A 15,790-nucleotide genomic window follows, 5' to 3' on the forward strand; every position below is an offset into this window, starting at 1 on the left:
GAGCAAGCTCCGCTCTACACAAGCTCAGTTGATATCGAAATTCGGATCCGTCGGCATGATCGGCATCGCATCGGCCGGCACGCTCGGGTTGTCTTCTTCTTCGCGCAGGTAATCGGGCAGGTCGCGATCCTGGTCTTTCTCGCGCCTGCTGTCGCCGAAGATCTGGTAGTTGCGGCGCTGGCTCCAGCCGTCGCGGAACAGGGCGTATTCGTCGGTGGCGCCGTCGCGCAGGCTGTCCAGCGGCAGCAGTTGGGCGCGCACGTCGACCAATTGCAGGCCTTGGGTGAAGATGCGGATCTTGTCGTTTTCGATCTGGCGGATCGGCGACAGCGGCGCGTCGCCGATCAGGCCGAAGGTGTCGCGCACGGTGCGCGGCCCGAACAGCGGCAGTTCGAGATAGCGCGAGCGCTTCCAGCCCCACACGCCCAGGGTCTGACCGAAATCCTCGCTCTTGTTCGGGATCTTGGCGTCGTCGGCCGGATCGAAGATGCCGCCGATGCCCAAGGTGGAATTGAGCAGGAAGCGGCCCAGCGATTGCGCGGCCTGCTTCGGCTTGCCCTGCAGCAGCGCGTTCAACGCGCTGACCGGCTGGCCGAGGTTGTTGAAGAAATTGCTGACGCCCAGGCGCATCGGTCGCGGCACGGCTTTCACGTACGCCTTCGCCAACGGCTTGGCGACCGCGCGGTCGACGCCATTGTTGAACTTGTGCATGCGCCGGTTGTACTTCTCCCACGGATCGTAGACCGCGGTCGATTCGACGCCGGGCGGCAAAGTGGGATCGGCGACCGGGTTGTACTCCTGGCTGCCGTACAGCGCGTCGAAATCCTGTTCCGCCGCGGTCGGCGCGGCGTTCGGATCCTGCGGCGGGAGCGCCGCGGCGTCTTGCGCCGCGGCGGTTTGCGGTGCCGCTTCGGGCGCGGTTTGCGCGTGCGCGCCGCCGCACAGGGCGAGCGCGAGGGTGAGCGCCGACAGGGGGATTAATGGACGCATCGGTTCAGTTTACCGGAGGCAGGGCCCGCCGTGGGGCCGGGCGCGTTAGGTATCGAAAGCCAGGTCGGGCGTCAGACGGTAGGCGGCGCGCAGCTCGGCCAGGCCGGGCGGGTCGCCTTCGACCCGGACGCCTGCGCCGATCCGCGCCGCCAACTCGGCCAGCAAAGCCAGACCGGCGCTGTCCACCTGGGCGACCGCGCGCAAATCCAGCCGCCGCGCCTGGCCGATCGCCGCCAGCGCGGCCGGCCACAGCGACGCGACCGCGGGACGGTCGAGCGCGCCGGCGAACGCCAGCGCATCGCCGTCGGCGCGCACGCCGGCGTCAGTCGTTGCCGGCATCGACTTTCATGCTGCCGGCTTTGAGTTCGGCGGCGACTTGGGCGATCGACTTCTGCGACAGCGGCGTATCGAACTGGGTGCGGAAGGTCTGCACGTAGGACACGCCTTCGACCATCACGTCGAACACCTTCCACTGGCCGCCGACCTGGCGCATCAGATAATCCACCGGCACCGGCTCGGCGCCGGGGCGCAGGAATTCGCTGGACACGCGCACGCCGCGTCCGCCCGGCAGCGCGCTTTCGGACTTCACCCTTACCTGCAGCTTGGCGTTGAAATCCAGCAATGCGGCGCCGTAGCGCTGCATCAGGTTTTCGGCCAGCGCGTCGGAGAACAGCTTCACGTCCGCATCGGACGCGCCGCGGCCGTGGCGGCCGAGTACCAATCGGCCGGAGTAGTCGCGGTCGAACATCTGGTTGAACTCGGTGACCATGAACTGGCGCAGCGCGGCGCGGTTCTTGGTGAACTCGGCGCGGCGGTTCTCCAGCGTGGTCAGGATGCGGGTGCTGTTGGTCAGCACCATCTGGCTGGGCGAATTCGCCTTGGCGGCGGCCGGAGCCTGCTGCGCGAACGCGGCGGTCGGCGCCACCGCGGCGACGGCCGCGGCGATCAGGATCGAAAGAACGGTCTGCTTCATGGGGTTTCTTCCGTGGGAGTCTGCTGGGGGGCGGGTGCGGTCTGCGGAGCCGTCTGCGGGGCGTTCTGCGCGCCCGCGGGAGGCTGACCGCCGCCGCCTCCGAACATGTATTTGCCGACCAGCTGCATCAGGTCGACCGCGGATTGGGTGTAGGCGATTTCGTCGCCGGGCTTGAGCGTTTCCGGATCGCCGCCCGGATTCAGCCCGACATAGCTTTCGCCCAGCAGGCCGCTGGTGAAGATGCCGGCGGTGGTGTCGACCGGCAGGTCCTTGTACCGGTTGTCGATGTCCAGGGTGACGATGGAGTCGAATTTGACCGGGTCAAGCTGAATCTCGCCCACCTTGCCGACGACGACGCCGCCGATCTTGACCGGCGCGGCCAGGCGCAACTGGCCGATGGTGCCGAAGCGGGCCTTCAGCGCGTAATTGTCGCCGCCGCCGAAGCCGAACTTGCCGTTGGTGGAGGCGATCGCCAGCACCAGCAGCGAGGCCAGGGCCAGCAGCAGGAAGGCGCCGACCGCGAATTCGAGACGTGGACCACGGATGGCCATAGCGTTAGCTCCGGAACAGCAAAGCGGAAAGTACGAAATTGAACATCAGCACCAGCAGCGAGGCGTTCACCACCGCGCGGGTGGTGGCGACCGAGGTGCCTTCGATGGTCGGCTCGGAATGGAAACCGACATAGGACGCGACCAGCGCCGCGGTGCCGCCGAATACGGCGGCTTTGAGGAAAGCCTGGCCGAAATCGTCGGCGAAATCGACGCTGTCCTTCAGCGTCTGCCAGAACGTGCCCGAGTCGACGCCGATCACGTGCACGGCTTCGAAATAGCCGGCGCTGATCGCCAGGCTGCAGAAGAAGGCGGTGAGCAGCGGCACGCACAGCACCGCCGCCCAGAAGCGCGGCGCGACGGCTTTCGCGACCGGGTCGATCGCCATCAGTCCGAGCGCGGTGATCTGGTCGGTGGCGCGCATCAAGCCGAGTTCGGCCGCGATCGAAGAACCGGCGCGGCCGACGAACAGCAGCGCGGTCAGCACCGGGCCCAGTTCGCGATACAAGCCCAGGCCCAGCAGCACGCTGACCTGGCTGGTGGCGCCATAGGTTTCCAGCGCGCGGTAGCCGAGCAGGGTCACCGACAGGCCGACGAAGGCGCCGCCGGCGGCGACGATGGGCAAGCTGCGCGCGCCGATCTTGTAGATCTCGCGCACCAGCTCGCGCCAGAAATCGGCGGTGGGCTTGGAGGCGCGCAGCACCGACAGCGAGAACAAGCCCGCCTGGCCAAGCGAACGGATCGACGAGAACGCGCTCATGCGGCCTGGCTCCGCGCGACCGCGTCGAAGGCGATCGGGCCGTCGGGCTCGCCGTTGAGGAACTGCTTCACCAGCGGATCCGTGCTGGCTTCCAACTGCGCCGGCGTGCCGGAGAAGACGATGCCGCCGTTGGCGATCACCACCGCGTGGCCGGCGACCGGCATGGTTTCGTGGACGTGGTGGGTGACGATGATGCTGGTCAGGCCCAGGGTGTCGTTGAGGCGCTTGATCAGGCTCATGATCACGCCCGAGGCGATCGGGTCCAGCCCGGTCAGCGGCTCGTCGTAGATCATCAGCGGCGGATCCAGCGCCAGCGCGCGCGCCAAGGCGACGCGCCGCGCCATGCCGCCGGACAATTCGCGCGGGAACAGATCGGCCGCGGCGCGCAGGCCGACCGCATGCAATTTCATTTCGACCAAGCGGCGGATCACCGGCTTGGGCAGATCGGTATGCGCCTGCAGCGGCAGGCCGACGTTTTCGGCGACGGTCAGATCGGTGAGCAGGCCGTTGCCTTGCAGCAGCACGCCGACGCCTTTGCGCATTTCCAGCAAGGCCTTCTTGGCCTGCGGCACCGGCTTTCCGAACACTTCGACCTTGCCCGCGGCCGGCGCCAGTTCGCCGGTCAGCGCCGCCAGCAGGGTCGACTTGCCGCTGCCGCTGGGGCCGAGCACGGCGGTGATGCTGCCGCGCGGCACGTCCAGCGAGATGTCGCGCAGCACGGCGCGGCCGCCGCGGTCGAGGCGGACATCGGCGAGGCGGACGATGGGCGTGTCGGCGGTCATTCGGGCGGGAGCGATCTTTATCTAAGGATCGGGCGCGCGCGGCGCAAAGGGGCGCAGCTTGGCGTCCGGCGGCTGAACAGGGTCATAGCGATGGCATTGTCGCAGGGGCGCAGCGGGGTCATACGCTTGTGATACTGCCTCAACGCGCCGTCGCGCGCTGCGAAAATCGGTTACGAGGGTCGGCATTCCGGCCGGGAGCGGTCTATCCCTTCATCCGGCTACGGTCGCCGGGGTTGTTTAAGAAATCTTTGGCCCGGGCCGTCTCGGCGCTCGCGACCGCGCTGCGGCAAGATAACGCATGTCTTTGCGCGCCGATTTCCGTCTCTACCACTCCAACGCCCTGGACGTGCTCGCCAGCCTGCTCGCCGAGCAGGTGGCGGCGCTCCCGGCCGACGGCGATTGGCTGCGGCCGGACATCGTGCTGGTGCCGCAGCATTCCATGCGCCGCTGGCTGCAGCAGACCCTGGCCGAGCACAGCGGCATCTGCGCCAACTTGATCTTCCTGACCCCGGGCGAGTTCGTCGACCTGGCGCTGGACGCCAACCTCGGCACTGCCGCGGACGCCGACCGCCTGACCGCCGACACGCTGCGCTGGCATCTGATGCGCGAACTGCGCACGGCGCCGCCCGAGGCGCTGCACGCCTTCGGCACCGACGCCGATCCGCTCAAGCGATGGTCGCTGGCGAACGCGCTGGCCGATACGTACGAGAAATACCAGACCTGGCGCCGGCCTTGGCTGCTCGATTGGGAGCGCGCGGCGCCCGCCGGCGATTGGCAGGCCGATCTGTGGCGGCGCATCGCGCGCGGCCGCCGGCATCGCGCGCGCCGCATCGACGACTATTTGCGCCGGGTCGAACATCCGCTGGGCCTGCCGCCGCGCTTGTTCGTGTTCGCTTGCCAGAACACTTCGCCCGACGTGCTGCGCGTCATCGCCAGCCAGGCGCGCGCGGGCGAACAGCATTTCTATCTGCACACGCCGGCGCGTGCGTTCTGGGGCGATCTGGATCGCTGGGCCTCGTACGCGCCCGCGCAAGACGACGATTTCCTCGGCGGCGAGGCGGATATTCCGCCCAATCCACTGCTCGCGGCCTGGGGCCAGGCCGGCCGCGATTTCGTCGCCGGCCTGGTCAGCGGCGAGAGCGTGGCGCCGTCGTTCGAAATCGCGCCGCATGCCGAGCCCGATGCCGCGACCTTGCTCGGACGCATGCAGCGCGACCTGCTCGACAATCGCGCGCCGCTCGCCGGGAACCAAGACGCGCGCTGGCCGCGCAGCGGCGTCGACGCCGGCGACGCGAGCCTGCAATTCCACGCCTGCCACACGCGCTTGCGCGAAGTGCAGGTGCTGCACGACCAGCTGCGCGCGCTGCTGGATGCGCCGGCCGCGCCGGGCCGGCCGAAGCTGCGCCCGCGCGACATCGCGGTGCTGGCGCCCGACATCGACGCCTACGCGCCGCACATCGAAGCGGTGTTCGGCGGCGCGCTCGGCAGCGATCGCGAAATACCGTACACGCTGGCCGACACCAGCCCGCTGGCCAACGCATCGCTCGCCGCCGCGTTCCTGCGCCTGCTCGAGCTGCCGCTGCGGCCGCTCACCGCCAACGACGTGATCGATCTGCTGGCGGTGCCGGCCATCGCCTCGCGCTTCGACCTCGATCAAGGCGACCGCGACGCGCTGCAGGCGCAATTGGAAGAAGCCGGCGCGCGCTGGGGCTTGGATGCCGCCGACCGCGCCCGCCACGGCGCACCGGCCGATGCCGCGTACAGCCTGGAATTCGCGCTGGATCGGCTGCTGCTGGGCCATGCTTCCGGCGACGAGGCCGACATCGGCGATGTCGCGCCCTGGCCGGAACTGGAGGGCCGCTCGACGGCCGCGCTCGACGGGCTGTTGCGCTTCCTCGCGGTGCTGCGCGAAAGCGGCGCGCGCATGGCGCAGGCGCATGCGCCGGCGGTGTGGGCGCGCGATCTGGAGCGGCTGCTCGAACAAGTCTTCGACCCCGAACGCGACAGCCCCGACGCCGCCGCATTGCGCCGGCTGCGCGACCGCATCGCCGGCTTCGCCGAAAGCGCGCGGCTGGCGGATTACGCCGCGCCGGTGGAACACGCGGTGGTGCTCGACCATCTGCGCGGCGAACTCGTCCGCGGCGATGCGCGCGCGCCATTCCTGTCCGGCGGCGTGTGCTTCGGCCTGATGGTGCCGATGCGGCTGATTCCGTTCCAGGCGGTGTGCCTGCTCGGTATGGACGAAGCTTCGTTTCCGGCCCGCGACGCGCGCGATCCGCTCGACCGCATCGTGCGCGACCTGGACACGCGCGAGCGCCGCATCGGCGATCCGTCGCGGCGCGACGCCGACCGCTATTTGTTCCTGCAACTCTTCAGCGGCGCCGGCCGCGTGTTCTATCTCAGCTGGTGCGGGATCGATCCGCGCGACGGCAGCGAGCGCGAACCGTCGGCGACGGTGTCCGAACTGCTCGATGCGGCGGCGCGCTACCACGCGGACGCGGACAAACCAGCGGTGCGCCGGGCGCTGGCGGTGCGGCATGCGCTGCAGCCGTTTTCGCCCGCCGCGTTCGGCGCCGCGATCGTGGACGAAGCGAAAGGCGATCCGCGGCGCTTCAGCTACGATGCGCGCTGGCACGACGCCGCGAGCGGCGCGCCCGGCACCTCTCGGCCGCCCATCTTCGCGCCCAGCCCGCTCGCGCGCGTCGCCGAGCCGGCCGAATCGCTGTCCATCGACCGCTTGCGCCGCGCCATCGCCAAGCCGCACGACATCTACCTGCAGGAAACGCTCGGCCTGCGCCTGCCGGAAGAAGAGCCGCCGCTCGCCGAATACGAACCCTTCGGCGCGCCCGCGCCGTTGCCGCGTTACGCGTTGCGGCAGCAGGCGTTCGGCGCCTGGCTGGCATCGGGCGAGCGCCCGGACGCCGCCGCGTTGCATGCGCACCTGCTCGCCCGCGCGCTGGTCGCGCCGGGCGCGGACGGGCGCGCCAGCGTGGAGGCGACGCTGGACGAGGTGCAACCGTTCGCGCTTTGCGCGCTGGAAGCGGGCTTCGAGGCCGCTTCCGAAACCAAGCCGATCGAAATCGCCGCGGGATCGCGGCTGCTGCAAGGCGCGCTGCGCGACGTGCAGAACGGCGGCGCGCTGCGCGTCGCGCTGCGGCCCGAGGGCCGCCACGGCGGGCATGCGCTGCGGCACGGCCTCGACCGCTGGCTGGCGTCGCTGCACGGCTTGCCGCTGTACGAAATCGCCGCGGCGAACGAAAAAACGGCGCCGACGCTGCGCACGCACCCGCCGTTGCCGAGGGCGCAGGCCATCGCCAACCTCGAAGCGCTGGTCGCTTTGCGGGAATCGGCGCTCGCCGCGCCGCTGCCGTTCCTGCCTAAGCCCGGCTACGTCTATTTCGCGGCGCTGGCCGAGAAAGGCGCGGACGGCGCCCGGCAGGAAGCGAAGAAGGCATGGAGCGGCAGCGACCGCACGTTCGCCGAAGCGGGCGCGACGACGCGTTTGGCCTTGCGCGGCCGCGATCCGTTCTTCGACGACGATGCCGCGCAGCGCGAGCGCTTCGCCCGGTTGTCGGTCGCCTTGTTCTCCGCGCTCGACGGCGATGCGCCGCTTGCGGTGGAGGCGCTGCGATGAGCGACGCGGTGCGCAATGTCGACCTGGAGCGCCGGGCGCTGCTCGAAGCGAGCGCGGGCACCGGCAAAACCTATGCCTTGGCCGGCCTGTTCGCGCGGGCGGTGATCGTCGAACGCCTGCGCGTGCCGCAGATCCTCGCCGTGACCTACACCATCGCCGCGACGCAGGAACTGCACGCCCGCGTCCGCTTGCGCCTGCAGCAAGCCGCGGAACTGGCGATGGCGTGGCGCGAAGGCGATCCGCCGCAGCGCGCGGACGACGCGCCGGAAACCGCGTTGCTGCGCGAATTGATCCACGCCGCGCTCCATCCCGCCGGAAAGGAAGGCGAGCCGCTGCCCGCGCTGCGCTTGCGCCTGGGCCGCGCGGTGCGCGACATGGATCTGGCGGCGATCACCACTATCCACGGTTTCTGCCAGCGTCTGCTCGCCGAACACGCGCTCGACGCCGGCGAACGGCTGGTGGCGAACGCATTGCAGCCGGACAACCGCGCCTCGCGAACGGCGCTCGCGGTCGAGCTGTGGCGCGCTTTCAGCGTCGATGCGGCGGACAGCGATTTCCTGCGGCGCGCGTTCGGCGACATCGGCAAGCTGACCGAAGCGATGGTGCCGCTGCTTTCGTTCGAACCCTTGCTGCCGGAAGCGCCGGCCGCACTGCCGGACGATCCGCGGCCGCAATCCGATGCCGCCTGGCAACGGCTGCGGGCCGCCTTCGCCGCGCACGGAGAAACGGCGCGGCTTGCGGTGTCGGCGGCGATCGACGCGAAGATGCTGCACAGCGGCCAATACAAAGCCGAGCACGTCGAAGGGCTCTGGACGTGGCTGGCGGATCGGACGCGCCAGGCCGCCGCTCCGGATAGCGCGCACGAAAAGTGCGGCAAATACACGCCGGCGGCGCTGGAAGCCGGAACGCTCAAAGCCAACAAGGGGCGCACGCCGCAATCGCCGTTGTTCGAAGCGATGGAAACTTGGATCGACGCGCAGCAACGCGTGCCCGTCTGGCGCGAGGCGGCCGACCTGCAACGGCTGCACGCGCTCCGCGCCGAAGCGAAGGCGCGCGACGCGGCGCGCAAGGCGGCCTTCAACGTGCGCGGTTTCGACGATCTGGTCGACGCCGTCTACCGCGCCCTGGCCGCGCCCGAGTCCCGGGATCGCCTCGTCGCGGCGCTGCATGCGCAGTATCCGTTGGTGCTGGTCGACGAATTCCAGGATACGGACGCGCGCCAGTGGGCGATTTTCGATGCGATATCGCGCGACGGCGGGCTGGTGCTGGTCGGCGATCCCAAGCAGGCCATCTACCGCTTCCGCGGCGGCGACGTGCATGCGTACCTGCGCGCGCGCGCGAACGTCGATCAGAGCGCCCGGCTCGAACGCAATTTCCGTTCGCGGCGCGGCGTGGTCGATACGGTCAATGCGCTGTTCGCGGATTTGCCCGCCGGCGAAATGGGCGCCGGCATCGGCTACGCGCCGGTCGAAGCCGCGAAGGGCGAAGACGGTCTGAGCATCGACGGCGAAACGGCGCCGGCTTTCGTTTTCCGGGCGCTGCCGCAGGTCGCCGGCGAAGGCGGCCCGCTGCGCGATCGCGACGCCGCCGAAACGATGGCTGCCGCGGCGGCCGCGTGCGCGCAGGCGATCCGCGACTGGCTGCAGCTGGCTGCGGACGGCCGCGCGTTGCGCCGCGACGGAGAACGGTCGCGTCCGCTGGAGCCGCGCGATTGCGCGGTGCTGGTGCGTCGCCATAGCGAGGCGCAGGCCGTGCGGGACGCGCTGTCGAAGCTCGGCGTGCCCGCCGTCGCCACGGGCAACCAAAGCCTTTTCTCCAGCGACGCGGCGCAAACATTGTTGACGTTGCTGCTCGCGTTGGCTGCGCCCGGCGACGAGCGCCGCTTGCGCGCCGCGCTGGCCTTGTTCCTGTTCGGCCTGGACGCGGCCGAGCTGCGCGCGCTCGACGACGACGGCGAGGCGCTGCGCCGCTGGCAAACCCGCTTCGAACATTGGCGGCTGCGCTGGCAGCAGCATGGCCCGCAAGCGATGCTGACCGACGTGGCCGCGCAGCAGGCCGCGACGGTGCTCTCCTTCGCCGACGGCGAGCGTCGCCTCACCCACCTGCTCCAGCTCGGCGAAACGATGCAGGAAGCGAATGCCGCGCAGCTCGGCCCGCACAGCCAGGTCGACTGGCTGCGCGCGGCCATCGACCGCGCCGACGACAAGGACGAAGCGCAGTGGCCGCGCCTGGAATCGGATGCGAGCCGCGTGCAGATCCTCACCTTGCACAAGAGCAAAGGCCTCGAATTTCCGCTGGTTTTTCTGCCGTTCGCCGGCGTCGGCCGCAACGCTTCGTCGAAATCCGGCTTCATCGCCTACCACGACGATGCCGACGAACGCGTCCGCCAATGGAAGACGGACGACGCGCACGGCGCGGTGCCGTGGAAGCAGGCCAACGGCCGCGCCCAGCAGGAGGAATCCGAAGAGGACATGCGCCTGCTGTACGTGGGCTTGACCCGCGCGATCGATTTTCTGTGGACTTGCGGTGGCGCCGTATTCGCGAACGGCAAGTCGGCGCTGTTCCGCTTGCTGGGCGGCGCGCAACCCAGCGCATTTCTGCGGCACGAACTGGGCGATCGTTTGTACGTCGACGATCGCCCGCTCGATCCCGAGGACGTCATGCGCTTGCGTGCGGCCGCGGTTGCGCCGACCCCGCCGCCGCGCGTGCCGCAAGGGCCGCTCCGGCGCGACTGGTGGATCCATAGCTTCAGCCAGCTGCATCGCCAGCGCCCGCACGGCGTCGCCGCTTTGGTCGAGGAAACCTCGGCGGGCGACGAAAGGCCCAGCGCGGATTGGCCGCTCGCGGCGCGCGCGTTTTCGGGCGAACGCTTCGGCAACACGCTGCACTACGCGTTGGAGCATGCGAATTTCGCCGCCTGGCGCGATGCCGAGGGCGTGCCGGACGGCGAAACCGACCTGCTGCGCCGCGCGCTGCGCAGCCAGGGCTATCGCGAGGACCAGGATGCCGACGGCATCGCCGAACTCGCGCCGCTGGTTCGCGCCACGCTGCAGGCGACGCTCTCGGCAGGCGATCTCCACTTCCGCCTGTGCGACCTGCCGCCCGCGCAGCGCATCGCCGAGCTCGAATTCCATTTCACCCTGGACGATGCGGACGGCGCCGCGCTGCTGGCGCTGCTGCACGCGCACGGTTTGACTTCGGATCGTCGCGATTTCGGGGTCTGGCCGCGCTTGAACGGGCTGATGAACGGCAAGATCGATTTGATCGTCCGCGCCGACGGCCGCGCCTTCGTGATCGACTACAAGTCCAACTTCCTGCCCGATTACGGCGAGGCGTCGCTGCAACGGGCGATGGCCGCACACGAATACGATCTGCAGGCGCTGCTGTACGCGGTCGCCGTGCATCGCTGGCTGCGCTTGCGATTGGGCGACGCGTACCGTTTCGAGCGCCATTTCGGCGGCGTGCGTTATCTGTTTTGCCGCGGACTCGATCCGCGCCATCCGCAGCGCGGCGTCGTGACGCCAGCATTGCCGCGCGAACTGATCGAAGCCGCGGATGCGTTGTTGTCGAACGGGAAGCGCGCATGAGCGTCAGGCGCCGGACCGAACCCGCGGATCGCGAGACCTTGCGCGCGGTGGACCGCGCCTTCGCCGATGCGTTGCGCCGCCAGGATCGCGCGCGCGGCGCCGATACCGACGAACGCGTGCTGCAGGCGGCGACGCTGGCGTCGTTCGCGGTGGGCGAAGGCCATGCGGCGTTCGACCCGGCGCGACCGCAGCTGCTGATCGACGACGGCCGCCCCTGGCCGGAAGCCAGCGAATGGCGTGCGGCGCTGGCCGCTTCCCGATGGATCGATGCGCCTGCGGCGGACGCGGCTTCCGATCCGGCGAAGCCGCTGACGTTCGAAGGCGGCCTGTTGTATTTGCGCCGTTACCGCGAATACGAGCGGCGCCTGGCCGCGGGCTTGCTGCGTTTGGCGCAATCGGATGCCGCGCCGGCCGATGTGCGCCCGCTCGCATCGCTGTTCGCCGCACTGTTCCCGCAAGCGCGCCAAGGCGATTTGCAGGCGCGCGCCGCGGCGCTGGCGCTGCTGCGCAAGCTGTTGTTCGTCACCGGCGGACCGGGCACGGGCAAGACCACCACCATCGCGCGCCTGCTGGCGCTGTTGGCGGCGCAAGCGCGCGAAACCGGCCACGCCGCGCCCCGGATCGCGCTGGCCGCGCCCACCGGCCGCGCCGCGGAACGGATGGCGCAAAGTTTGGCGAGCGCGATCGCGCAGATGCGCGCGGCCGGCATCGACCCCGCGCTGTGCGACGCGCTGCCCGCCGAAGCGCGCACGCTGCACCGCTTGCTCGGCCCGGTCGGCGACACGCCGCGCTTCCGCCACGATCGCGACAATCCGTTGCCGTTCGATGCCGTGGTGGTCGACGAGGCATCGATGGTCGACTTGCCGCTGATGTGCAAGCTGGTGGAAGCCGTCCCCAGCGGCGCGCGGTTGATCCTGCTCGGCGATCGCGACCAATTGCCGTCGGTGGAAGCCGGCGACGTGCTGGCAGCCATCGTCGATGCCGCCGGCGAAGACGAAACGCTCGCGCCGGAAGATGCCGCCGCGCTGGCGCCGTTGCTCGGCGCACCGCCGAAGCGCGGCGCCTCCGTCGCGAACGACAGCGAAGCCGCGGCGCGGCAGATGTCGCTGTTCGTGCGCGCCACGCCGGCGCCGTCGGCGTCGCCGTTAGCCGGCCATCGCGTGCAATTGCGCCGTGGCTATCGGCAATCGCAGTCGCTGGAACTGGCGCCGTTGGCCGAGGCTGCGCGTCTGGGCGATGCGGACCGAGTGCTGTCGCTGCTGGGCGGAGGCTTGCGCGGCGTCGCCTACCACGCCGGCGCGACCGATCCGCTCGCCGCCTCCACGCGCGAAGCGCTGCTGACGCCCTGGCGCGAACTGACGGTGCTGGACGATCCCGCCGCGGCGCTCGAACGCGCCGCGCGCCAACGCGTGCTGTGCGCACTGCGCGACGGCGCGCAAGGCGCATCGCGCTTGAACGCGCGCATCGAAGAAGCCCTGGCCGGCGCCCAGCGCGAGACTTATTTCCACGGACGTTTGCTGCTGGTCGCCGAGAACAGCTACCGCCACGGCCTGTTCAACGGCGACATCGGCGTCTGCCTGCGCGGCTCCGACGGCGCCGCCGTCGCCTGGTTCGGCGGCGCCGCCGGCGTCCGCGGCTTCCACCCCGCCACCCTGCCCGCGCACACCGGCGCCTTCGCCGTCACCGTGCACAAAGCGCAAGGTTCCGAATTCGACACCGTATGGCTGCAAATGCCCGCCGTGGACACCCGCGTCGCCTCCCGCGAATTGCTCTACACCGCCATCACCCGCGCCCGTAATGCATTGCACCTGTGCGCGGACGAAACCGTGCTGCGCGCGGCGCTGGCGCGACATGCGATGCGGGTTTCCGGGTTGGCGGGGCGGTTGAAGGCACGCGTCGCTAGCGAACACTAGGCCTTGCGCCGATACCTATATGTATAGCTGAGTCAGGCGACTTCTTATCAATCTCTTTGCAGATTGATCGAGGTGGCCACAGGTTTCTTTCGTTGCCGTCTTTCCAGTTCCAACGCATGGAAGAGGCGGAACGATGGACGAGGCTTCGGTCACCACGTTCTTATTCGATGGATTTAAGGCATTCCGCGGCGGGCCGCTGGACGATGCAAGCGGATACGTCGTTTTCCGTGTCCTCTACGAACATCTCGACGGCATGGTCCGGCAGTTCGGCATCGATCTGTTCGGTCGGTTCCTGACCTGGGTCGGCACCGCCGCGACTACCTTGTTGACGCTGTGGTTCCTGGTCGAAGGATTCCAAATCCTCATCGGCCGCTCGCAGCGCTCAATGACGGCTTTCGTGACCGAGACGACGCAGGCGCTGGTGATCACGACCATCGCCACCGGGGCCTGCCTGGGCGGCGGTTCGCTGTACGAATGGGTCGACCATGACCTGGGCCAAATGGTCCACCGCGTCATCACCGGCCAGACCGGCGATGTCTTCGAAGGCATCGACCGGATGCTGGGTTACATGCAGATGGCCTTCGGGTTCATCGACGAAATCCAGGCCGGCGACAACGGCGCTCTGCTTGATGCCAAGGATAGAAACATGGGCTTCGTCGCCGTAGGCATGGGCGGCCCGGCCATCGTCGCCGGCGCCCTGCTGCTGATGTACAAGCTGATGCTGGCGCTATGCCTGGGTTTCGCGCCCTTGTTCGTGTTGTGTCTGCTGTTTCCTCAGACCAAGGCGTTGTTCTGGGGTTGGCTGAACCACTTGGTCGGCGTGCTGTTCGCTTTGTCGGTACTGCACGTCATGGCCGCGATCGCCGTGAACATGATCTGCGCCGTGGCGGCGACCTTCTGGACAGCCAAGCTGACCGGCGCGTCGGTGGAAGGCATCAACAGCCTGGCGATGCAGCAGGGCGGTTTGGGACTGATCTTGACCACCTTGATCATCGGCGCACCGGCGGCCGCAGCTAAGTTCTTCAAGGGGCTGTTGGGGGATTTCAACCCGTATTCGGCGTTCGGCCAAGGTGCGGCAGCCCACACCGGTACGGCGCACGCCCCTCAACCGCACATGCATGCACGTTCGCACACAGACCCAGGCGAGCGCCAGCAGGCGCCTGTGCAGACGCATGCGCATCGCGTACCTGCGTCCACGCATACGGTCGCGCATGAGGATCGGGTTAAGCCGGCCGAGGATACGCGGTCGTTCTTGGAGCGGTATCCGAATGCGACAGCTTCGTTGGACAACCGAACCGGGACAGGCGATTCGTTGCCTGCGCAACTTGTGGCTCTACGCGATAGGGGCGCTGTAGCAAGCACTGTATTTGGTGACAAGGTAGATCGCCTGATAGGCCTTTCGGCAACGCTTCAGCAAGACCTTCTTCAACTACAAACAAAGCACTGGAAGATTGTATATGGCGCACCAGACAAAGGTTCAATTACGGACAGAAGCACCGACCCGCCATCAATAATTATTGATGGACGCTGGAAGGGCAACGACAAAGAAACCTTACGCGCGCTCGTGCACGAAATTGGGCATGCAAGTTACCCATACAAGCCCGACTATTCGTCACGTGAGGCGTACATTCGTGGCGCGTTATGCGATGAGGCCGCAGCCATGGTTAAGAACATTCAAATAAGGAGAGAAATACTGGAATCAACCAATGCGCAGACTGATATCGGTTTGAATGGAACCGCGGTTAATCACGAAAAATATAACGCCGCCTACGATCAGTACTTATTAGATAAAGATGAAGTCAAGTTACGAACGTCAATCGGCAATGTATTCGGAGATCATGAATACGTTTCCGTAAGAAAAGGCGCCAAGAAGAGCTACCGAGAATACTATGGAGAAGAGTATGACCTTAGGTACGGTCGTTAGAAGATCGGCAATTACGGCAGTTTTTATATCTTTCGCAGCGGCGGCGGCAGATAGCTCCCAAGACATCAATACATCCAGCAGGCAGAGGCTATGGGTGCTATTGGATTCTATGGGGCAAAACATGCCGCTGACGAAACCCTCTTTTGAAAGCGTTCTGAATGTTTCTACTTATGAAAGGGAGGAGGAACACCGTGACGGTATTGTTTTGATCGGTGAGCCTCACGCCCTTAGCAACTATCTAGGTGTGTCAGACCTGAAGCTTCAGCTCGACAATGAACATAAATTTCGCCATGCGAGTCTAACGGTTCACGGAGCGTGCATAACGTACAAGGAAGTCAAGAAAAAATATGGCCCACTTGTCATCGTAGACTCTCCAAAAGGGCATACACCGTTCGACGACACAATCGCCCAATCAATCCAGCCATGGGGCAGCTACTATTTCGTGTTCTTAGATATAGCTGCGGATTGCTTGCACTCAGTGGCGCTTAGCCCTCGAAAAGAAGAGGGGATTTAGAACCTGTAGCGGGTTCAACTACTCTGTGCGCGCCGATTGCACTGCCTCGGGTAAATACTGGCGCCGCGCTGGCGGCATGCGGTGCGGGTTTCTGGGTTGGCGGGCGATTAAAAAGAGTCGGCCGCTAGCACGTACGAAGAGCCTACCTGGATTGATCCGTAACCA

Annotated in this window: 11 protein-coding genes; 5 read left to right on the forward strand and 6 right to left on the reverse strand. The window is 67.6% G+C overall.

Annotated elements, in window-relative coordinates:
* Nucleotides 1–24 precede the first annotated feature (24 nt).
* From FCE95_RS08520 to FCE95_RS08545, 6 genes are read right to left on the reverse strand one after another with little or no spacing between them, the layout of a single operon-like run.
* Nucleotides 25–990 (reverse strand): MlaA family lipoprotein, encoded by a 966-nt coding sequence (locus FCE95_RS08520; RefSeq protein WP_137266607.1) that lies wholly within the window; start codon nt 988–990, stop codon nt 25–27.
* Nucleotides 991–1,035: 45 nt separating this feature from the next.
* The gene (locus FCE95_RS08525; RefSeq protein WP_137266608.1) at nt 1,036–1,329 is read right to left on the reverse strand and encodes an STAS domain-containing protein; all 294 of its coding nucleotides are present in this window, start codon (nt 1,327–1,329) and stop codon (nt 1,036–1,038) included.
* Complete coding sequence (locus FCE95_RS08530; protein WP_137266609.1) at nt 1,313–1,963, reverse strand: MlaC/ttg2D family ABC transporter substrate-binding protein; 651 nt, start codon at nt 1,961–1,963, stop codon at nt 1,313–1,315. The genes FCE95_RS08525 and FCE95_RS08530 overlap by 17 nt, the downstream gene beginning before the upstream one ends.
* A complete protein-coding gene (mlaD, locus tag FCE95_RS08535) occupies nt 1,960–2,514 on the reverse strand; it encodes an outer membrane lipid asymmetry maintenance protein MlaD (protein ID WP_137266610.1) in 555 nt (184 codons plus the stop codon). The genes FCE95_RS08530 and mlaD overlap by 4 nt, the downstream gene beginning before the upstream one ends.
* A gap of 4 nt (nt 2,515–2,518) precedes the next feature.
* On the reverse strand, nt 2,519–3,271 hold the full coding sequence (locus FCE95_RS08540) for an MlaE family lipid ABC transporter permease subunit (RefSeq protein ID WP_137266611.1): 753 nt from the start codon (nt 3,269–3,271) through the stop codon (nt 2,519–2,521).
* The gene (locus FCE95_RS08545; protein ID WP_137266612.1) at nt 3,268–4,053 is read right to left on the reverse strand and encodes an ABC transporter ATP-binding protein; all 786 of its coding nucleotides are present in this window, start codon (nt 4,051–4,053) and stop codon (nt 3,268–3,270) included. Before FCE95_RS08545 ends, FCE95_RS08540 begins: the two co-directional genes overlap by 4 nt.
* A 298-nt stretch (nt 4,054–4,351) precedes the next feature.
* On the opposite strand from FCE95_RS08545, the gene recC reads away from it, so the two are divergent.
* The 5 genes from recC to FCE95_RS08570 all read left to right on the forward strand — a co-directional run bounded on the left by recC (nt 4,352) and on the right by FCE95_RS08570 (nt 15,625).
* The gene (recC, locus tag FCE95_RS08550) at nt 4,352–7,687 is read left to right on the forward strand and encodes an exodeoxyribonuclease V subunit gamma (protein ID WP_137266613.1); all 3,336 of its coding nucleotides are present in this window, start codon (nt 4,352–4,354) and stop codon (nt 7,685–7,687) included.
* Nucleotides 7,684–11,274, forward strand: a complete 3,591-nt coding sequence (locus FCE95_RS08555; protein WP_189644692.1) for a UvrD-helicase domain-containing protein — start codon at nt 7,684–7,686, stop codon at nt 11,272–11,274. Before recC ends, FCE95_RS08555 begins: the two co-directional genes overlap by 4 nt.
* Nucleotides 11,271–13,187, forward strand: a complete 1,917-nt coding sequence (gene recD, locus FCE95_RS08560; RefSeq protein WP_137266615.1) for an exodeoxyribonuclease V subunit alpha — start codon at nt 11,271–11,273, stop codon at nt 13,185–13,187. Before FCE95_RS08555 ends, recD begins: the two co-directional genes overlap by 4 nt.
* 133 nt (nt 13,188–13,320) lie before the next feature.
* The gene (locus tag FCE95_RS08565; RefSeq protein ID WP_137266616.1) at nt 13,321–15,111 is read left to right on the forward strand and encodes a TrbL/VirB6 family protein; all 1,791 of its coding nucleotides are present in this window, start codon (nt 13,321–13,323) and stop codon (nt 15,109–15,111) included.
* Nucleotides 15,089–15,625 (forward strand): hypothetical protein, encoded by a 537-nt coding sequence (locus tag FCE95_RS08570; protein WP_137266617.1) that lies wholly within the window; start codon nt 15,089–15,091, stop codon nt 15,623–15,625. Before FCE95_RS08565 ends, FCE95_RS08570 begins: the two co-directional genes overlap by 23 nt.
* Nucleotides 15,626–15,790 lie beyond the last annotated feature (165 nt).

It is taken from the genome of Luteimonas gilva, assembly GCF_005239095.1.
Classification (GTDB): Bacteria; Pseudomonadota; Gammaproteobacteria; order Xanthomonadales; family Xanthomonadaceae; genus Luteimonas_C; species Luteimonas_C gilva.